Annotated in this window: 14 protein-coding genes and 3 tRNA genes; 1 reads left to right on the top strand and 16 read right to left on the bottom strand. The window is 24.4% G+C overall.

What is annotated here, in order from left to right:
- Positions 1-33 precede the first annotated feature (33 nt).
- The 10 genes from alaS to H0H67_RS00170 form a co-directional block, all read right to left on the bottom strand.
- Positions 34-2,697 carry an alanine--tRNA ligase gene (gene alaS, locus H0H67_RS00215; protein ID WP_185859354.1) on the bottom strand — a complete coding sequence of 888 codons (2,664 nt, stop codon included), beginning with the start codon at positions 2,695-2,697 and terminating at the stop codon, positions 34-36.
- Positions 2,694-3,497, bottom strand: coding sequence for a lysophospholipid acyltransferase family protein (locus tag H0H67_RS00210; RefSeq protein ID WP_185859353.1), 804 nt, complete (start codon positions 3,495-3,497; stop codon positions 2,694-2,696). The genes alaS and H0H67_RS00210 overlap by 4 nt, the downstream gene beginning before the upstream one ends.
- Positions 3,494-6,670, bottom strand: coding sequence for a cytochrome c biogenesis protein CcsA (ccsA, locus tag H0H67_RS00205; protein ID WP_185859352.1), 3,177 nt, complete (start codon positions 6,668-6,670; stop codon positions 3,494-3,496). Before ccsA ends, H0H67_RS00210 begins: the two co-directional genes overlap by 4 nt.
- 87 nt (positions 6,671-6,757) lie before the next feature.
- Positions 6,758-7,531, bottom strand: a complete 774-nt coding sequence (locus H0H67_RS00200) for an MBL fold metallo-hydrolase (RefSeq protein WP_185859351.1) — start codon at positions 7,529-7,531, stop codon at positions 6,758-6,760.
- A gap of 8 nt (positions 7,532-7,539) precedes the next feature.
- On the bottom strand, positions 7,540-8,535 hold the full coding sequence (recA, locus tag H0H67_RS00195) for a recombinase RecA (RefSeq protein ID WP_185859350.1): 996 nt from the start codon (positions 8,533-8,535) through the stop codon (positions 7,540-7,542).
- A gap of 51 nt (positions 8,536-8,586) precedes the next feature.
- Positions 8,587-9,651 carry a lytic transglycosylase domain-containing protein gene (locus H0H67_RS00190; RefSeq protein ID WP_185859349.1) on the bottom strand — a complete coding sequence of 355 codons (1,065 nt, stop codon included), beginning with the start codon at positions 9,649-9,651 and terminating at the stop codon, positions 8,587-8,589.
- Positions 9,652-9,709: 58 nt separating this feature from the next.
- Positions 9,710-9,901: a Sec-independent protein translocase subunit TatA/TatB gene (locus H0H67_RS00185; RefSeq protein WP_185853366.1), complete on the bottom strand. Its 192-nt coding sequence runs from the start codon at positions 9,899-9,901 to the stop codon at positions 9,710-9,712.
- Between the two features lie 50 nt (positions 9,902-9,951).
- Entirely contained in the window at positions 9,952-10,968 is a 1,017-nt protein-coding gene (locus tag H0H67_RS00180) for a sugar phosphate nucleotidyltransferase (RefSeq protein ID WP_185859348.1), read from the bottom strand.
- 32 nt (positions 10,969-11,000) lie between these two features.
- On the bottom strand, positions 11,001-11,381 hold the full coding sequence (locus tag H0H67_RS00175; RefSeq protein WP_185859347.1) for a dCTP deaminase/dUTPase family protein: 381 nt from the start codon (positions 11,379-11,381) through the stop codon (positions 11,001-11,003).
- A 14-nt stretch (positions 11,382-11,395) separates the two neighbouring features.
- Complete coding sequence (locus tag H0H67_RS00170; RefSeq protein WP_394366805.1) at positions 11,396-12,856, bottom strand: lipopolysaccharide biosynthesis protein; 1,461 nt, start codon at positions 12,854-12,856, stop codon at positions 11,396-11,398.
- Positions 12,857-12,991: 135 nt separating this feature from the next.
- Here H0H67_RS00170 and clpP point away from each other — a divergent pair, with 135 nt between their 5' ends.
- Positions 12,992-13,666, top strand: coding sequence for an ATP-dependent Clp endopeptidase proteolytic subunit ClpP (gene clpP, locus H0H67_RS00165; RefSeq protein WP_185859582.1), 675 nt, complete (start codon positions 12,992-12,994; stop codon positions 13,664-13,666).
- On the opposite strand, the gene H0H67_RS00160 is transcribed toward clpP, so the two are convergent.
- From H0H67_RS00160 to H0H67_RS00135, 6 genes are all read right to left on the bottom strand, one after another.
- Positions 13,664-13,737, bottom strand: a tRNA-Arg gene (locus tag H0H67_RS00160). The genes clpP and H0H67_RS00160 overlap by 3 nt on opposite strands.
- Before the next feature lie 10 nt (positions 13,738-13,747).
- Positions 13,748-13,822, bottom strand: a tRNA-Pro gene (locus tag H0H67_RS00155).
- Between the two features lie 6 nt (positions 13,823-13,828).
- A tRNA-Ser gene (locus tag H0H67_RS00150) sits at positions 13,829-13,914 on the bottom strand.
- A 44-nt stretch (positions 13,915-13,958) separates the two neighbouring features.
- Complete coding sequence (locus H0H67_RS00145; protein ID WP_185859345.1) at positions 13,959-15,977, bottom strand: HD family phosphohydrolase; 2,019 nt, start codon at positions 15,975-15,977, stop codon at positions 13,959-13,961.
- Positions 15,978-16,079: 102 nt separating this feature from the next.
- The gene (locus H0H67_RS00140; protein ID WP_185859344.1) at positions 16,080-16,598 is read right to left on the bottom strand and encodes an Lrp/AsnC family transcriptional regulator; all 519 of its coding nucleotides are present in this window, start codon (positions 16,596-16,598) and stop codon (positions 16,080-16,082) included.
- 135 nt (positions 16,599-16,733) lie between these two features.
- On the bottom strand, positions 16,734-20,606 hold the full coding sequence (locus H0H67_RS00135) for a translocation/assembly module TamB domain-containing protein (RefSeq protein WP_185859343.1): 3,873 nt from the start codon (positions 20,604-20,606) through the stop codon (positions 16,734-16,736).
- Positions 20,607-20,625: the final 19 nt, after the last annotated feature.

The raw sequence follows: 20,625 nt of genomic DNA, 5'->3' as shown, positions 1-20,625 counted from the left end.
TCAAATTTAAACATTTTAAATATCTATCAAAGTTTATTTTAAATGATTTTTTATAGCTATTGTATCTTTTAAAATCAAGTTAAATCCACTTTTTTCAGTTCCTATAGCTGTAGCGAAAAAAGACTTTCCCCAACATTTTCCATGTATATAAGATGCCATTTTACATATTATTTTATGAGCATGAATATTTTTTCTTTGAATGACAGAATCGGAAATAGATATAAAAATAACTGGTTTTTTACCTTTTAGGAATCCTACAATCATAAATAAATTAGAGATTTCATGTCTTAAATCCAAAACAATTTTCTTAATAAGATTCATATTCAATTCTTTTTCTTGATCAAGATCACATATATAGTTAATTGAAGATAGTTGAATAGCTTTTAAAGAATATTCTTTTTTGAGTGCTTTAATTTGCTGCAAACGTATTTCTGATATTTCTTTCTTTAATTCTTTATTTACATTTTGTAAAATGATGAAATTTTTTAAAGGAGATTCCGGATATTTCATCATCTTTTTTAAAGATTGATATTGATCATGAATTGATTTTAAGTATTGTATTGCTTTTTTTGAAGTTATTGCCTTAATTCTTCGTATTCCATATGATACAGAAGATTCTGATATTATTTTAAAAATTTGAATTAATCCAGTATTTTTGACATGTGTCCCAATACATAATTCAGACGACTTTCCAAAAGTTATCACTCTCACTTCTTGTTTGTATTTATTTTCGAATGTTTCACTCTTATAAAAAGAAGTGTTTTTTTTAGCTTCTTGCAAGGAAGAAAATTTTTCTTCTTTTAGAATAAGATCAGAGAAAATTAATTCTTGGACTAGATTTTCTATCTTATGCAATTCTTCAACAGTTATTTTTTGATAATGAGAAAAATCAAATCGTAAATAATCATCTCCTACATAAGAACCTTTTTGTTGAATATGATTTCCTAAGATTTTTTTTAAAGAAAAATGTAATAAATGAGTAGAAGTATGATTTTTTTCAATTTCTGATCTTCTATTTTTATCAACTATAGCCTTAAAAGAAGAATGAACATCTGAAGGAAATTTTTGAGCAGAATGTATGATAATGGAATTTTCTTTTTTAGTATTGAAAATAATAATTTCATCAGTTTTGCTTTTTATTAATCCAGTATCTCCCAACTGTCCACCTCCTTCAGGATAAAAAGGAGTTTTTGAAAAGACTAACTCATAATAATAAGTTTTCTCTAATTTGTTTTCTATTTCTCTGTATTTTAAAATTGATACATCACATTCTGTTATATCATATCCTACAAAATTTACATTTTCATGAATAAATTGATGATGATGTACTTTTATCCAATCTTTTTTTTCTATTGTATTATTTTCTTTTTTTGATCTATTTTTTTGTTCTAACAATTTTTTATGAAATAAATTTTCATCAATTGATAAATTATTTTTTTCAACTAACATTTTAGATAACTGTATAGGGAACCCATAAGTATCATATAATTGAAAAATGATTTTTCCATCAATAATATTTTCATTTTTTTCTTTAGTTTTTTCTATGATATATTGAATTTTATGACTTCCTTTTTCAATAACTCTTAAAAAAGAAAATTCTTCTTCAAAAATCACATTTTTGATGTATTTTCTTTTTTTTTCCAATTCTGGAAAAGAAATTTTCATTTCTCTCACTAAAGAATCTACAAATTGATAAATAAAAGGCTCCTTTTTATATAAAAAACGGATCACATAAATTACGGCTCTTCTTAAAATTCGTCTTATAACATAACCAGCTCCATTATTTGATGGCAATTGACCATCTGAAATAGAAAAAACAATGGCCCTCAAATGATCTGCTATTATATGTATGGACACTTTTTGATTAAAATCTTCTTTATAAATTTTTCCCAAAGATTCTTTTATATTCTGAATAATTGGAAAAAAAATATCTGTTTCATAGTTAGAAAATTTTCCTTGCAATACCATACATAATCTCTCCAATCCCATTCCCGTGTCAACATGTTTTATCGGTAGTTTTTCTAATGTTCCATCTGATTTACGTAAGAATTCTATAAAAACAAGATTCCAAATTTCTATCACCTTTGGATGTTTTTTGTTAATAAGATATTTTCCAGGTAGTATTTTTTTTTCTTTTTCATTACGTAAATCTATATGAATTTCTGAACAAGGTCCACAAGGCCCTGTCAATCCCATTTCCCAAAAATTTTCTTTTTTTCCAAAAAAAAGAATATTATCTTTGTTTATTAAAGTTTTCCAAAACTTTAAAGTTTCATGATCCATGGATAATCCTTCTTTTTCGTCTCCAATAAAAACAGATATGTAAATATTTTCTTTTGGTATATTATAGACTTCAATTAATAACTCCCAAGCCCATTCTATTGTTTCTTTTCTGGAATAATCTCCAAAAGACCAATTTCCTAACATCTCAAACATAGTGTGATGATAATTATCATATCCAACATTTTCCAAATCATTGTGTTTTCCAGTTACTCGAAGACATTTTTGAATATTGACTATTCTTGAATAATCAGGCTTGACATGTCCTAAAAAATAATCTTTAAAAGGGTTCATCCCTGCATTGATAAAAAAAAGGGTCGGGTCATTTTTTGAATGAATAGGAAAAGAAGAAATAATTTTATGTTTCTTTTTTTGAAAAAAATCAAGAAAAGTATCTCTTATCAATTTGTATTTCATAATACATCATTATTGTTTTTTTTATAATATTTTGGGGACTGTTCTATAGCATCCATGATTTTTTCCATAATATTCTCAGTGGTTTCTTTTTTTAAATCTAATTGAATAGGTTCTTTAAATTTCATTTTCTGTAATACCCCCTTTTTCTTAATTCGAATTCCTTTTTTATCATAAGCTTTTTGAAATCCATCAATTACAATAGGAACAACAATAGGATTATATTTTCTGATCACATGAACAATTCCTCTTCGTCCAGGTGCAAATGCTTGGGTAGTTCCTTGTGGAAAAGTAATTAACCATCCATCATTAAGAGCTATTCCCATACGAGTTATCTCAGATATATTCACAGAACGATTTACTCTTTTATCTCCTTCTTTCCATGTTCTTTTCACAGTAATTCCTCCAGAATAAGCAAATAACTTTGTTAAAATACCTTGAGACATGGTTTCTTGAGCCGCTACATAGTACAGATTCACTTTGGGATTCAAAAGATAAATGGGATTCTTTATGCTATTTATAAATCCATTTTTTACACTACAAAAAACATGAAACATAGCAAAAACATCTGCAAAATAAGTTTGATGATTTGAAACAAATAAAACTCTTTTGTCAGGCAGATCTTTAAGATATTCCGTTCCTTTTAATTGTAATTGATTAAATCCATTATAACGATTATAAGAAATGCAACCAAAAGTGAAAATTAAAAAACGTTTTATAAAATGTAAATTTCCAAATGCATCTCTAAATAGAGTGCTTTCTTTTTTTTTTGTTTTCTTAAAAAAAGATGAATGAAAATTCACTGTTTATTTTTATCTATTTTTGTAATGTTATGAAATTTTGCAGAATAATAAGCAAAACCTGTGACAAGAAACAAAATTAATAAACTATAATATATCCAAAAAGGAACAGAAACAGGATCTCCTTTAGCATAAGAATGTAATCCAGACAAATAATAATTGACTCCGAAATAAGTCATAATAATAGAACTTATTGACAATATGCTGTAAAAATTAAAAGCAAATATACTTTTCATGAATGGAATCAATCGGATATGTAATACAAAAGCATAAACCATAATACTAATCAGAGCCCAAGTTTCTTTTGGATCCCAACTCCAATAACGTCCCCAACTATTATTTGCCCAAACAGAACCTAAAAAAGTTCCTATTGTTAATAAAAAAAGTCCTATGGTAAGACACATTTCATTAATAATAGTTAATTTTTCAATATGAATTTGAATTATTTTACTATAATAATGGAAATATGCTTTTAATATATATAAGATTAATACAAAAAATCCTAAAAATGATCCTGTGAAAAAAAAACCATAACTGGTTGTTATTGTTGCCACATGTATAATCAACCAATGAGATTTTAAAACTGGTACTAAATTTGTTATTTCTGGATCCATTGTATTTCCATGTGCTATCATTAATAAAATAGATGCTATTAAGGTTGTCATTCCTGAAACAAATTGATTTTTATAAAATATAAAACCTATTCCAACTAAACAAAAACTAATAAAAATAGCAGATTCATATCCATTAGTCCATGGAGCATGTTCAGAAATATACCATCTAAAAATTAAACCTAGAAAATTTGCAACAAATAAAACAGATAAAATGAAAAAAAACACTTTAGAAAAAAAATACATATATTTTTTTTGAAAAAAAATTATCAAAAAAGAATTAATAATAATAACTATTCCCAAAAAAACATATAAAAAAGATAAAACATAAAATATATTGAGTTTATTATAAATAATTTCTATGGATATTTTTTTTTTCGAAGGTAAAATAGATTTAGAATGTTTTATTTGATAGAGTCGTATTTTTTTGATTTCATTATCTGCAATTCGCCAATTTTTTTCATTTTGAGCATCAAATAAAGATTTTAGGTAATTATTAAACATAGAAAAACCTGAAAGGTTTAATCTGTTTGAATCTGATATAATCCAACTAGACCAAGTATGATTCCTATCATTTGGTATAGGAAAAATGCGAATATATTTTCCTTGAAAAATCTCATGAATAATTCCTACACGTTCACTAAGACTGAGTACTGCTTTATCATACTCGTCTCTTTGCATAGGATTTTTAGAAAAAGCTTTTTCATAGTCTTCTTGAAGTACAAATTTTAATCTTGATGTTTTTGGATCTAAAATATAAAGATCTATCAGAGAAACATAGTATTCTTGATTTGCTTTTACTTTATTTAAAAATTGATATCCTCCTTTTTTATCTACTTTAATAAAAGGTATTTTTGTCCAAAATATATTATCTTGATGCATAGAGATAAACCATTGATTGGCATCTAGATTTTCTATAGAATTTCTTTTATGTATTTTTCTAAGAAGTTCAATAGCTATAGTATTGACAGGTTTTATTCTTCCTTTATGATCTTGTACTAATAAACGTCCAAAATTTTCACTATGTTTTTTAGGAATATGAATAGCGTCAGAAACATTTTCTAAAGGAATTTTTTTTAATTCATGTATTTGATTGTGTGTTTTAGTAAAAGAAACATAATTATTTCCTAACAATAGAAATAATATGAAAAATAGCATTGAATGATTTTTATTATATAAATTTTTCAATTTATTTTTCAAATAATTAAATCTAGTTCCTTTCCAAAATAAAGTAAAAAACATCCCTATACTCATCAAAAAATAACCTACATAGGAAAAATAGGTTCCTAAATAATCATTATTAACAGAAAAATGAGTCCCTTTTCCATCAGGATCATATCCAGATTGAAAAAATCTATATCCCTTATAGTTGAGAACATTGTTCATGTAAATAAAATGATTTATTTTCTTTTTTTTGTCTATAAGTGTGATATGACTCATAAAAGATGAAGGAAATTCAGACCCTGGATAATTTTCTATTTTAAAATTATTTAATCGCAATAAAAAAGGAAGATTCCAAAATATAGATCCATATCCGATGGATATTTTACAATCCTTAAATAATAAAGGATCACTCATTTTTATTGTATTTTTTCCTCCTAAAAAGGTTACTAATTTGGATTGATCTCGAAAAGATATTTCTGCCGTAATAGCACTTAATAAATTATTATTTTCTTCTTTTTCACATGATTTGATATATTCTAATTTTCCTTTCATAATTTTTTCAGGAATAACCCACTGCATCATTCCATGATCTGTTTTCATTCGATACAAATGTTTTATTTTTAAAACATCAAAAGTATTTTTGAGTAAAAAATAAGTTTTTTTACTAATCATATTTATATATTCTCCTGAAAAAGAAGATATTAAAAATAATTTGTTATTTTTTTCAACAATTTGTATACCTGAAGGTATTTTTTTATTTAAAGAAAATATTACACCGTTTATTTTCGTTATATTTCCATTTTTAATAAAATTTTCCGTTCTTCCTTTTTGATTGTTTGAAACAATCTTTATAATTTTTTCTTCTGGTTTTTTTTTCGAAAAAATAACTTTAGCACATGGAATATAATCTATAATTCTTATTTTTAAAGGATTATCTTTAAATAAAAATTTTCTTTTATATCTTTTATGATAATAAGAAAGAATATAAGGATCATGATAAAATCTAGTATAGTTTCCTTGATTAATTTTTAATTTTATGTAATTTTTTCTAGAAATGATTTTTCTATTAATTTCACCTTCCCTTATAGACATTATTCCTTCAAAACTATAATATCTAGAAAAAATTCCTCCTATGAAGATAAATACAAATGATAAATGAAAAATAAAAAGAGGAAATTTATCATAATTCCATAATTTATATTTCCATATATTTCCTATCAGATTGATTGTAATTAATAACATTGTTATTTCAAACCAAGTAGATTCATAAATAAATATTTTGGCGACATCAGTAGAAAATTTCTTTTCCAGAAAAGTAGCTATAGCCATAGATATAGCCAACAATAAAAATAAAAAAGAAGTTATTTTTGTGGAAAAAAAAATTTTTTTTAACGTTTGCATATTATTTTAATTGTATTTAATAAATATAAAAACGAGTTATTCTAAATAAATCAATAGTAAATAAATTGTATTTAAATGAAAAATATTTTATGTTTCATATATGATTAATCCATCATAAGCTAGGTAGACATCTTCTGGTAATCGTGTTTCTATTTCTTCATGAAACCCAATCATATGACTAATGTGTGTGAGATAAGTTTTTTTAGGACGAATTTTTTGAATTGCATTCAAAGATTTGTATAGCGTAAAGTGATAAGGATATTTTGGTGCTTTTCTTAAAAAATTTAAAACTAAAATGTCTAATTCTTTTAATTGTTGAATTGTTTGAAGAGGAATACTGCTTGCATCTGTAATGTATGCAAAATTTTCTATACGAAAACCTAAAATAGGAAGATCTCCATGCCATATGGATAAAGGAAAAACTTTAAAATCTTCTACAATAAAGAAATCTTTATAACTATCTAACTCATGTATGGATATTCTTGATGTATTCGATTTATGATTTTCTGAAAAGATATAAAAAAATCTTTTTTTTAAATTCTCTAAAACTCTACGTAATCCATAAACAGGTATGGGTTTATTCATATTAAAAGAAAACGGTCTTATATCATCTAATCCTCCTATATGATCATGATGTTCATGTGTAAGAAAAATAGCATCCAATCTTTCATGATTGCTTCGCAACATTTGATAACGAAAATCTGGACCACAATCTATTAAAAAAAATTTTTTGTCTTTCTCAATTAAAACAGAACTTCTAAGTCTCTTATCTTTTGGATTTTTAGACAAACACACTGGATGTTTAGATCCAATAATAGGAATACCCTGAGAGTTTCCAGTTCCTAAAAAAGTAATTTTCATATCACTTTCTATTTTTGAATATATTGATTTATTATATTTTTTTGTATTTCATTTATAATGTTTTTCTTTTCTTTTAAAAATTCTTTGACAGAATCTCTTCCTTGACCTAATTTCATGTCTCCATAACTAAACCAAGATGCATTTTTTTTAATAATTCCTAAATCAACTCCTAAATCCAGTATTTCACCTATTTTTGAAATACCTTCACCGTACATTATATCAAATTCAGCAATTTTAAAAGGAGGAGAAAGTTTATTTTTCACTACTTTTACTTTTGTTCTATTTCCTAATATTTTTTCTCCATTCTTAATTTGATTTCCTTTTCGGATGTCTAATCGAATTGATGAATAAAATTTCAAGGCATTTCCGCCTGTTGTAACTTCCGGATTTCCATAAACTCCGATTTTTTCTCTTAATTGATTAATAAATATGAGTATGCTTTTTGATTTTCCTATACTAGAAGTTAGCTTTCTCAAAGCTTGAGACATTAATCTAGCTTGTAATCCTATTTTAGAATCACCCATTTCTCCTTCTATTTCACTTTTAGGAGTTAAAGCTGCCACAGAATCAACCACGATCATATCAATAACACCAGATCTAATTAAATTATCTACTATTTCAAGCGCTTGTTCCCCATTATCTGGTTGAGAGATTATTAATTCTTTGATGTTAACTCCTATTTTTTGAGCATAAAGACAATCAAAAGCATGTTCAGCATCAATAAAACTAGCAAAACCTCCTAATTTTTGAGATTGATTTATTGCATGTAATGCTAAAGTAGTTTTTCCTGAAGATTCTGGTCCAAATATTTCAATAATACGACCTTTTGGAAATCCTTTTATTCCCAAAGCTATATCTAAACTTAAAGATCCAGAAGAAACAATTTCTAAATTTCCTATATGAGAATCTCCCATTCGCATAACAGTTCCTTTCCCATATATTTTATCCATTTTTTCTAGAACAAGTTCTAAAGATTTTCTTTTTTGTTCAATTTTTTCGTTCATAATTTTGAAAATGTTAAGGAAACTTTAGTTATTATAATAATATATGCTTCCCTATTTTTTTTTTAAAAAGGAAACTTTGTTTTTTGGCAATCTCAAAAAAAACTTATTTCCAGGAGGAATAAGATCCACAAGATATTGTGGATTTAGAAGAATTAAATCTTGATAAGACATATTTAAACTATAGGCAAAAAATTTCAAAGAAATTGTTTCTTTGACAGGGATTAGGACTGTTTCTTTATATTTATATTTGTAGGGATAGGAGCGATATGTGTAAATATTGTGTTCCTTATAGTAATTCATTACATAATTAATGGCAATAAATTTTGGAACATAATTTTGAGTTTCTTTTGGAAAAAATTCCCATAAACCCCAGAAATCTTTTCTGTTTTGATGATTTTGCAATATTTTATCTACAGTACCTGGACCAGCATTATAAGCAGCTAAGACTAATTCCCAATTTCCTATTTTTTTATATAGAAATTTTAAATAACGGCAAGCTGCTTCCGTTGATTTGACAGGATCATTTCTTTCATCATAAATATTATTAATGTTGAGATCATATATTTTTCCAGTTTCAGGCATGAATTGCCAAATTCCTTGAGCTCCTGCTTTGGAGGTAATAACAGGATTTAAATTTGATTCTATAATAGCTAAATATTTTAATTCTTTTGGAAGACGATAGTTTTCAAGTTTTTCTTCAAACATAGGAAAATAAAAATCTGACAATGAAATAATTTTTTCTATATATTTTCCCATACGAAGATAACTTTCTACAGAAGCATGCACTATGCTGTTGTATTTAAGCATCTTAGTTTTAGATCTTTTATTTAAAAAATTCAATCTTAATTGAAGTTTTTCAGAATCTATATTAGTAATAACAATATTTTTTTTATGAGATAATTTCTTACTAGATAAAGATTTTTTTTTCCCTACAAGCATTTTTTTCCATAATTTTTCTGTATAAATGTTATTTAAATCTAATTTTTTATCAAAAATATCTTTATGAAAATTAATTACATTTTTTTGTTCCAAAAAGTGCTTTGATGCAGATTGAACAATCAAACTTTTTAATATGAGCATAAAAAACATAATATTTTTTATCGTTATCGTTGCCATTATCTCAAATTGTAGAAAAAAAGTACGAATGAACAAACGTAAAATGAAATAAATTTTTTTATTCTTTTTCAGATTCTGAATCTTTTCCTTCAGAAGCTTTTTTGAATTCTTTCAATCCTGTCCCTAATCCTTTCATTAATTCCGGTATTTTTTTACCACCGAAAAGTAAAAGTGCAAGAATGACAATCACCACAATTTCTGTGGTTCCAAAAGTTCCAAGTAGTATTAAAAAAATAGAAATGAAATCCATTCAACGGGATTTTTTATCAAATATAAAAAAAATTATGAATTTTGATTTTATTAATTGAAAACAGAATAATCGCCTAAACTTACTTTTTTTGCTTTTTCGATATAATAGATGTGATTTCCTATCATAGAATTATGCAAATTTGCATATTGTATTTTTGTATTGTCCTGAATCAAAGATCTTCTTATATTACTATTTTTTACTTTTGTATTTTTTCCTATTGAAACATAAGGGCCTATGATGCTATTCTCAATGCTTGTATTTTCTCCGATTGAACAAGGTTTTATAATTAAACTATCTCTTATGATTGCTTTTTCATGAATCAATTGAGAATGATTGTGTTCTATAGATAATATTTTTGAATTAGAAGAAATGGTTCTTTTTTTATTTCCAAAATCCATCCATTCTTGAACTTGTTTGCTGATAAATTTTTCTCCTTTTTTTCTCATATTTTCTAAAACAGATGTTAATTGATATTCTTGTTCATTTTTTCTTTTTTTATCTAAAGATTGGAGTTCTTTCCTTAAAAAAAGACTATCTCTAAAATAATAAAGACCGATGATTGCTAGATCAGAAACATAATTATTTGGCTTTTCTATAAAATGAGTAATAATTTCCGAAGAATCACATTTTACCACTCCAAATGAATGAGGATTTTTAACTTTTTTTGTCCATATAATGTTATCTACTTTGTTAGTAATTTCCTTTTCCAAAGAAGTATTATAAAATAAAGTATCGGAAAAAATAATGATTATCGGTCCTCCATTCAATGAATTTTTAGCTTTTAACAAGGCATCTGCCGTTCCAAGTGGAGTGATTTGATAATAGATAATAGGATTAACTCCTATCTCATTAGCTAATTGGATTAATTTTTTTTCAATATTTTCTCCGTCATTTCCTATAATGAAAACAATTTCTTGTACAGAAAAAATTTTTATAACTCCGGATAAACTTTCCAACAATCTTCTCAAAATTGTTTTTCCTGCTATATGGATTAATGGTTTTGGAGTGCTTAAAGTGTGCGGATGCAAACGCAATCCTTTTCCAGCCATAGGAATTATAATTTTCATATCACATCATTTGTTATATATGTATTATTTTTTCATATCCCAGTACTTCCAAAACTATTGCATCCTCTCATACTTGTATTTAAAATAGAACATTTTTCCCATTTTATTTGGGTTCCTTGAAATATGTTTACTACAGCTAGTTTTTCATTGGATCTAATTTTCATAGTTTCAAACAAAACGTTTGTTATAATCATTTTAATTTCTTGACATAAAACCGTATTTTTTTTATTTTTTGTAATATGAATGACGCAAATAGCTTCAATGAATTTTTTCTTCAAAAAAAAATGATACTTAATTTTTTTAGGAAATTGAATAAAAATGCCTGTTGATATCAATTTTCTTTCCATAAAATTAATGGAAATAGATTTTTCTATATTGGCAATTAAAGTTAATTGGTATCCATTTTTTATCACACGATAATCTACTTTTAATATTTAATTAAATTAATCAATCTTTTTTTTTCAATAAATAAAATAATTGTCAAATATAGGAATTGAAAAAAGAAGCTAAACATCATTTCTTTCTTTTTATTGATCACAATAACTAAAAAAATTGCAAATAAAAAATGAATTATGATATTTCTTATTTTTCTACAAAATTTAAAAAATTTTTTTTTCCCCCAAATGTATAAAATGATTAACATGCATCCATACGATGCTAAAGTTCCCCAAGCAGGGATCATAAAACTACTATTAGGAATTAAAATAAAAATAATATTAAATAAAAAAGTGATTAATACTCCTATTAAGGAGATATAAGTTCCTATAATAGGTTTATCTATTACTTTATAAAATATGGATAGATTCGTATAAACTCCTAAAAATAAATTTCCCATCATTATTATAGGAATAATGGACATTGCGAAGTGATATTTTTGATCAATAAAAAATTCTACAAACATGGGGATATTTCCACATATTAATACATAAAAAATTAATCCGAAAAGAATAAACATATAGTTAATTTCTTCATAATAATATTTTGCATCAGAATCCACTGATTTTTTAAAAAAAAAAGGTTCGATTCCCAATCGAAAAATTCTGATATACAAACTCATAAAAGATGCTATTTTATAACAAGCAGAATAAGATCCGTTAATTTCATCGGAAACCCATCTTTTGATCAATATTTTATCAAGATTTTCATTAATAGAAAAAGCAATAGTTCCTAACATAATAGGAATTCCATAATTTAACATTTTTTTGGCAAGAATTTTGTTAAATCTTTTTAGAATTACTTTTTTGAAAAGAATAGGAAGCACTAAAAATAAATTACTTAAGGATGATATCATGTTTGCAAAAAATATATAACCTGTTCTATCTGTGAACGAATTTATCCATTCAAAAATAAAAAAGAAACAAGTTCCTTTGATATAAAGATTGTTAGAACAAAAAAACATATATATTATTAAAAATGATTGGATGAGTATATTTATTATATTTATAACAGTGTGTTTTAACGGTTTTTCATTCGCACGAAGCCAAGCCATAGGAAGAATACAAATTGTGTCAAAAAATATGATTAAGAAGAACATAAGAAAATATTCTGGATGATTCTGATACCCAGCGATAGAAATTAAATATTTAATTGAGTTAACAGAAATAATTAAAAAAAAAGAGGTAATCAATAATTGTATTATAACACCCGTTGAAAAAATAGTTTCTTTGTTGTAATTTTTTTTATATAAAAATCTAAAATAAGTATTTTCTAATCCAAAAGAAAGAAATCCTATAACCATAAAAGATAAAGCATACATATCTGTATAAAGAGAAAATTCTTCTCTTTTTAAAGAAACAGTAAAAAATTTTAAAAAAGCATAATTAATAATTTTTGGTAAAATTGATCCTATAGAATAGATAATTGTTTGTATTGCTAATTTTTTGTACAAATTCAATGCTTTTTTTAAAATTAAAAGTTCCTAATTTCTGTATTTTTTATGTATGTATAAATTTTTTTGCAAAGTTTTGCATAGAAATAGAGATTAATTATGAGTAACTTTGATCAAATTTTTCAACATAAGAAAATGGATTATCGAAAAAATTCAAAAGAATTTATGCTGTATGCAACTAAGCATAAAAAAATCAATAGTTTAATGATAGATGAATATATTATTCAATCAATGACACCTTATATTGTTGAAGAAAGAAAGCTAAATGTAGCTCAAATGGATGTTTTTTCTCGTTTAATGATGGATCGAGTTATTTTTTTAGGAACTCCTATAGAAGACCAAGTAGCTAATATAGTACAAGCTCAATTATTGTTTTTACAGTCTGTAGATTCTGTGAAAGACATACAAATTTATATTAATTCTCCAGGAGGAGATGTTTATGCAGGATTAGGGATATATGACACCATGCAAATTGTAGAACCAGATGTAGCTACCATTTGTACTGGAATGGCTGCATCTATGGCAGCTGTTTTACTTTGTGCAGGAGTAAAAAATAAAAGATCTGCATTAAAACATTCAAGAATCATGATCCATCAACCTATAGGGGGGACACAAGGACAAGCTTCAGATATTGAAATTACAGTTCGCGAAATTTTGAAGTTGAAAAAAGAACTTTACGAAATTATATCGAAACATTCGGAAGTCCCTATTGAAAAAATAGAAAAAGACTCAGATAGAGATTATTGGATGACTTCTCAAGAAGCCAAAAAATACGGAATGATAGATGAAGTCCTAGAAGGAAAGAGATGATCACGACAGGACTCGAACCTGTAACCTACTGCTTAGAAGGCAGTTGCTCTATCCATTTGAGCCACGTGATCTAATTGCAGATCGGGGTAGCAGGATTTGAACCTACGATCTCCTGGTCCCAAACCAGGCGCGATAACCAAACTACGCTATACCCCGTTGTTGCGGAGAATGTGGGATTCGAACCCACGCGATATTTTATATACCGACAGTTTAGCAAACTGTTCCGTTAACCACTCCGGCAACTCTCCGAAAGAATACAAATCTAAAGGAGATCTATTAAATAAACAAATAATTAGGTATTAGGATATTCTATTCTAGTATGATAAATATTTATTAGTTTCTTTTTAAGAACTTTTTTTACTTTTTCTATTTCTTTTAAAGTAATGTCCGCATTAGAAAACTGGTTTTCTTTTTTTTGTTTATTAATAACATTTTCTACCAAGTCTTCCAAATCTTTAGAAGATGGATTTTTAATACTTTTCGAAGCTGCTTCTACAGAGTCGGCTATCATAACAATAGCCGTTTCTTTGGAAAAAGGCTTAGGTCCAGAATATTGGAATTGTTTTTTATCCACTTTTGTATTTGGAAATTTTTCTTTTTGTTTTTCGTAAAAATAATGAATAATACTATTTCCATGGTGTGTGCGTATAAAATCAGTCACAGAATCAGGTAAATAATATTTCTTTGCTAGCTTAATTCCAATTGGAACATGTTCTAAAATAATTTTTGCACTTTCTTTTGGACTTAATTTTTCATGTGGATTAATTATATTATATTGATTTTCACTAAAAAACTTTGATTTTTTTATTTTTCCTATATCATGATAAATAGCTCCTATTCTTACCAATAATGAATGAGCTCCAATAGAAACTGCTGCTTCTTCTGCAATATTTGCTACTGTTAAAACATGTTGTAAAGTCCCTGGAGCTTTTTGAGACAATAATCTTAATATAGGAGTGTTTGTATCCGATAATTCTAATAATGAAATATCAGAAGTAAGATTTAATAATTTTTCGAAAAGAAATATTAATGGATGAACAAATAAAGTTAAAACTCCATTAAAAAAGAATAATGAAAAAGTATGAAAAGAAATTTTTTCTAAAGACCCTTCACGAATTAAAGTAAGTGAACTAAAAGTAATTATATAAGTAATAGTTATTTTTCCCACAGCAATAAAAAGGTTAGCCATTTTATAAATGTTTTTTTTTGTTAACATGACTAAAAACCCTGTAGTGACTTGAAGAAAAGCAAATTCGAAACTATTTGGTGTAATTAAGGACAATAATAAAATAGTTGTTAAGTGAATAATGATGCTTAAGTGAAAATTGAAAAAAGCGCGAATGCTTATAGGAAGTATACAAAAAGGAATTATATATAATATTTTGGAATGATATTTTAAAATTATAATAGTAATCAATGATATGAGCAATATATTAATAATTAAAAAATTCATCTCTCTATTATTATGAAATATTTTATTTTGAAAATAAAAAAGATATAATATAAATAGAGTGAAGATCATACTAATTATTAAAAAAGATCCTATAATAAGACAATAATCTTTTTTTTTGTTCCATACTTTATTTTCATATTCTTTTTTGAAAAAAGATAAAACTTGAAATTTTTTTTCATCTATCATTTCATTATTTCTGATAATTTTATCTCCTTTTGTAAAAGAATATTTTATTTTACTGATAGATTTAATTCTTTCATGAAAAAAAAATTCAGTATAATTTTGGTTATAAAAAAAGTTTGGAACAATAATTTTTTTTAAAATTCTTTTTAGAATTTTTGCACGATAACTATTATTTTTCAAAAAATTTTTCTCAATAACATCATTTACCTTTTTGTGAGTATAAATTTTTTTGGATAAAATGGGAATCCATTTTTTGTTTTTTTGAAAACAAAAAATCTTATTTTGTTCCGGAATAGAATCTATATATCCATATTTATACACAGTGTTCACTGTTTTATAAACAATTCTGGAATAATATTTGCTTCTTTTTAGAAATGGAATTTTTTTTAGCTTTTTTTTTATGTTTTTAACTATTTTTTTGTTTTGAATAAAAAATATTCTCTGATTTTCTTTCAATTTTTTTATTTCTAAATCTAGATCTTGACTATTTTTTTGAACAACAAAGTCAAACGGAGAAAATAAATCTCTGTAAGTCCAATTTTTACCCTTTGAAAATTCATATTGAAAAATCTCTTTTTTTGGGAAAAAAAATGTCAATGATAAGACTGCAATAATTGGAACTAAAATCTTATCTGCAATATTTTTATATGTATAAAACTTTAAGAAGCTAGCCATTGCCTAAAAAATTGAAACTATGCAATTTTTTCGGAAGGATGAAATTATGATTTCAAGAAGAAGTATCAAACAATTATAATAATTATCAATTAGATAATATCATCATGTTTTTTTTTTATAAGATGATTGATGTTTTTGTAAAATATTGGATAATAATCTATTTTCATCATTAATGCTTTCTTCTAAACAAATAGTAGATTCCGTTCTAAGAACCCCTTTAATCTCTCCAATTTTAGAAATAACATCTCTAGCATCTGAAGGATCTCTAGCAATAATTCTGCAAAAAAGATTGTATTTTCCTGATGTGATATATAATTGGACTACATTAGGAATTTTTTTTAATTCTTCTTTTACTAATTTAGACTCGCGTGAATCTGATAAAATTCCTACAAAAGCTATTAAATGAAAACCCAAAGATTCATATCCAATAATCAAAGTACTTCCCTTTATAATACCTGCATCTTCTAATTTTTTTACTCTAACATGAACAGTTCCAACGGACAGTGGTTTGATTTCTTCACTAATCTGTTTACTGATCTCTGTATATGGAGTTCTAGCATTTATATTTAATTTTCTGACAATGGTATTGTCTATTTCATCTGTATTATATCTTAGAATCATTGTTTTATTTTTTTTGAATAAAGGTATTAAAAATACCAAGATACAAAACTTTCTTTTTAAGAAATAGGTTATTGTTTTTCAATAAGATGATATCAATAATGATTTGATTTTATTTATTTGTAAATAAACTACCTACTATAGAAGGAGACAATGATTCTTATCATTTGATAGATTTTTGTTATTATGAGATGAAGAAAGAAAATAATTGAACGTTTCTTTTTTATTAATATTTAAAGATTGATTGATATATGAATCTAATAATATTTTCTTTAGTTTTTTTAAAAAAATTTCGAAAAAAGAAAAGTATAAAAAATTTTTTATGGTCTCATTTTTTAGAAAAAATTTTCCTAATATTAGAATGGATAAAAATTGTATTGTTTTTTCCTCAAAAGAGTTCAGTTTATTAAATAATTTTTGTTGAGTTTCTTCATTACTTTTAGGAAATAAAATTTCCATATTAATATTAGGCTTTTGTATTTTTCCATAAATGTTAATTCTTAATTCTGTAAATATCCTTCCTTTATGAAGGATTGCATATTCTGTAAAATTTATATACTCAGTAATTTTGGATACATACTTTGTATCATAAGCAATTAAATTGATATTGGATTGATCAAAATTATTTTTCCAAGTAATAAAACCTCCTGGTTTTATTTTAAATTCTTTTTCCAATTTTATAATTGGTATTTTTTCTCGGGTAGAAAAATGATATAATCCATCTATTACAAAATATTTTCCACTGGTTTCAACATTTTTTTTATATGTTTTTTTTAAAAAAAGAGAACCTTCTCCTTTTAACTCAATAAAATTTTCTAAATTTTTGTCTAAAAATATTGATACTTTTGTGTTTCTTTTTACATTTGTTTTAATATCTATTGATAATAAATCATTATCTTCCTTGTGATCTTTGTTTGCATTTCTTTGATTTCTAAATTTTTGACCTTTTGGATTAATGTATAAATGAGAATAATTTAAAATTTTTCCATTATTCATAGAAACGTGAACTTTATTTTCTTTTTTCGTTATTTGAATTTTTCCATGAGTGAATATTTTACCAAATAAAAAACGATTTCGTTCTCCATTTGTATCTAAAACAAGTAAATTATTTGTGTTTATGGATAATTCAAAATTCCATTTGATAAAATTATTGTGTAAGAAACATCCATTTATATACCCTTGAGTATTATATTTAGTATCCTTAAAAGAAGAAGAAGATAATGATATGCAGGATTCAGAAACAATATTGACATAAGCTCTACTTGTGATTTCATAATCTGTATTAATAGAATTTATTTTGATTCCAAATTTTTTAAGTTCTAATTTTCCAAAATAATGAGGATTGTCTATATTCCCAAATATTTTTATTTTTCCTGTCAAAAAACCTCTTGCTTCACTATTCATTTTTTTCCAAAAAAAGGAAAAATTATCCATTCTTAAGTTTTTAACATTGATATTGAAATCGAGTATTGATTGATTTTTTGATTCGTTGTTAATATTTCCATCTATTTTCAATATGTCATGATAATTTTTTTTAAGAACTCCATTAATCTTATAATTTTTATTCTTATGAAAAGAATGAACATAAAAGTTTCCTAAAATTTTTTTTTCAATTGAAAAATTTGTAATTTTTACATGTATATTAGGTTCAATTTGATTATATTTCCTTTTATAGGAAAAAAAACCGTTTACAAAACCATCTAGATTTTTTTTAAATATAATTTTTTTTAACTGCACATCTTTGAAATAAAATTGAAATGTTTTTTTCTTTTTTTCAATAAAATCCGCATTTACAATAATTTCTTGTTTTTCTGAAGATAAAATAATATTATTGATGGTATATCTTCTTTTAAGAAGGTCTATTTTTATTATTCCCAAGTTATTATCAATTTTCCAATCATATCCATTGATATTTAATTTAGAAAGTAAAGGAAAAAAAATGAAAAAATTTTTTTTATTTTGACAAATAAAATTCAAGATTTGTTCTTTGTATTTCTGTTTTTTTAATTTTAAAAAAAATTTAGAATTAATCATCCAAAAATTTTCTATACTCAAAATAGATACATTTATTTTCTTTGAAAAAAAATTTTTGTAAGTAATTTTTTCTGTATCAATTTGTATCAATTTTCTTAAAGAAGAAGAATTAATTATTATAAATAGTTTATCAAAAGAAATTCCATTCCATTGAACCTCTTCTGTAAAAAAAATTGTTTTAAATACGTTATTCTCTTTTTTTCCTGAAATTAGAATATCAGAAAAAGTATTTCTATCTTTTTTCTGTTTGATGAAATTGAAAAAGGATTTTTTTATCAGAAAACTAAAATTCACGTATTCTATTTCTTTTTTACAGGAATTTTTTAAATCAAAAATTTCTTTTTGGATAATAGTTAATAAATGTTCCCATTTAAAATGTCCATAAATTTGACCAATGATCATATCATATACATTGATACTAATTTTTTTAAATTTTTGATTGTTGATTAACATTACTTTAATCCCTTTGTGAACTTGATTTTGATCGTCATCTATTCTCAGATAGATTTTCTGAAAGTGTGAATGAATTTTTCCTTTTAAATTAATAAAAATCCAAAAATCAGATAATGAACATTGACTTACAAAAAGTGGAATTTCTGATGGAATTAAAAAAAAACTTTTTTTATTGTATTTGAATAAAACTTTGAATAAAAAAAGAATATATTTTTTTTCAATTGAAATTTTACTTACATATTTAACATCATGATTATGATTCAAAAAATCAATAAAAGTTGATACTTTAACTACAAAAAAATGATTTTGAATAGTTCCTTCTACTTTTAAATTTCTTTTTTCCCCTCCAATTTTCTCTCTAAAAATTAAATTACCTTTGTATATCCATTGTTTAAAATTCAAATTAACTTTTTTTAGAAAATTGAACTTTGAATGGAATTTGTATGGGATTATCTTACTTATTTGATGAGGATAAAATTGAATAAAAGCTTTAAAAAATTTAAATTCTTTCCATTCTTGATTTAAATGAATATAAATACTTTTTGCAAACAGCCTATTTTCTTGTAAATCCTTTATAAAAATATTAGATAGAAAAAGTTTTTTATTCATACCATTCAATTTTACGTTGATATTTCCCTGAATAAATAATCTAAAATTAGAAGACCATTTTTTGGAAAAAAAAATTCCTAAATCAGGTCCTAATTTTGATCCTTTAAAAATTTCACATTGTATGCTTTTTTTGGAAAAAAATTTTTTATTTTTTTTATCGTCATTGAAAATAAAAAAGGATCCTCTTAGAAAACTACTGTATGTTTTTATAAAAAAATCACGAATTTCTAATTTTGCAGGATAATCATATGTTAAATTGCAAAACAAGTTTTTGATGCTAAATTTTTTTTTATTTATAAATTCTTGAGATTGAAAAGAAAAAATAGAAGCTTTTATTTGTCGATTTTTGATTTGAATATTTTTTATATAACTAGAAAAAAAATGATTGAATTTTTTTTTGGAATCTATATAGATCAAATGAGATTTGTTGATCCTTAGCTTAGAACAAGTAATTATTTTGATATTCATTTTATTGAATTCTTGATTCATCAAAATATTTTTGATAAAAAAAAGGATATTATTTTCTTTTTCTTTGAAATATTTTCTTATAAAAAAAGAAGAATTTTCAATGATTAAACTTTTTATATTTAAATGTCTAGAATTGATGAAAATAAAACAAAATAAATTATTAATGGATATTTTACATTGAGATAAATGAATAAAAGAAAAATGATGATGATCTCTAATTTTGACATCATAAAAAATAAGTTCTTTTTCAAAAAAATTAAATGAAATATGTTTTATAGAAATTTTATTACCTAATTTTTCTCTTACTTTTTTCAAAAAAAACGTTGATACTTTTTCTTGTACTTTTTCTTGATCATAAATATTTATAATCAAGAATCCAAATAAAAAAAACAAAAAAATAATTATTTTTTTTATGGTGAAAAATTTATGCAAAAAAACATTGTTCATTATCAAAGATATTGTTATT

Source organism: Blattabacterium cuenoti, from assembly GCF_014251575.1.
Lineage (GTDB): Bacteria > Bacteroidota > Bacteroidia > Flavobacteriales > Blattabacteriaceae > Blattabacterium > Blattabacterium cuenoti_N.
The sequence above is the reverse complement of the archived record's forward strand: the minus strand, read 5'-3'. Positions and strand labels throughout refer to the sequence as shown.

Excerpts from the sequence above, each read along its gene's own strand:
- ccsA (WP_185859352.1), bottom strand. The coding sequence starts at position 6,670 with ATGCAAACGTTAAAAAAAATTTTTTTTTCCACAAAAATAACTTCTTTT.
- H0H67_RS00135 (WP_185859343.1), bottom strand. The coding sequence starts at position 20,606 with ATGAACAATGTTTTTTTGCATAAATTTTTCACCATAAAAAAAATAATT.
- H0H67_RS00200 (WP_185859351.1), bottom strand. The coding sequence starts at position 7,531 with ATGAAAATTACTTTTTTAGGAACTGGAAACTCTCAGGGTATTCCTATT.
- alaS (WP_185859354.1), bottom strand. The coding sequence starts at position 2,697 with ATGAAATACAAATTGATAAGAGATACTTTTCTTGATTTTTTTCAAAAA.
- H0H67_RS00180 (WP_185859348.1), bottom strand. The coding sequence starts at position 10,968 with ATGAAAATTATAATTCCTATGGCTGGAAAAGGATTGCGTTTGCATCCG.
- H0H67_RS00145 (WP_185859345.1), bottom strand. The coding sequence starts at position 15,977 with ATGGCTAGCTTCTTAAAGTTTTATACATATAAAAATATTGCAGATAAG.
- H0H67_RS00190 (WP_185859349.1), bottom strand. The coding sequence starts at position 9,651 with ATGGCAACGATAACGATAAAAAATATTATGTTTTTTATGCTCATATTA.
- recA (WP_185859350.1), bottom strand. The coding sequence starts at position 8,535 with ATGAACGAAAAAATTGAACAAAAAAGAAAATCTTTAGAACTTGTTCTA.
- clpP (WP_185859582.1), top strand. The coding sequence starts at position 12,992 with ATGGATTATCGAAAAAATTCAAAAGAATTTATGCTGTATGCAACTAAG.
- H0H67_RS00140 (WP_185859344.1), bottom strand. The coding sequence starts at position 16,598 with ATGATTCTAAGATATAATACAGATGAAATAGACAATACCATTGTCAGA.
- H0H67_RS00185 (WP_185853366.1), bottom strand. The coding sequence starts at position 9,901 with ATGGATTTCATTTCTATTTTTTTAATACTACTTGGAACTTTTGGAACC.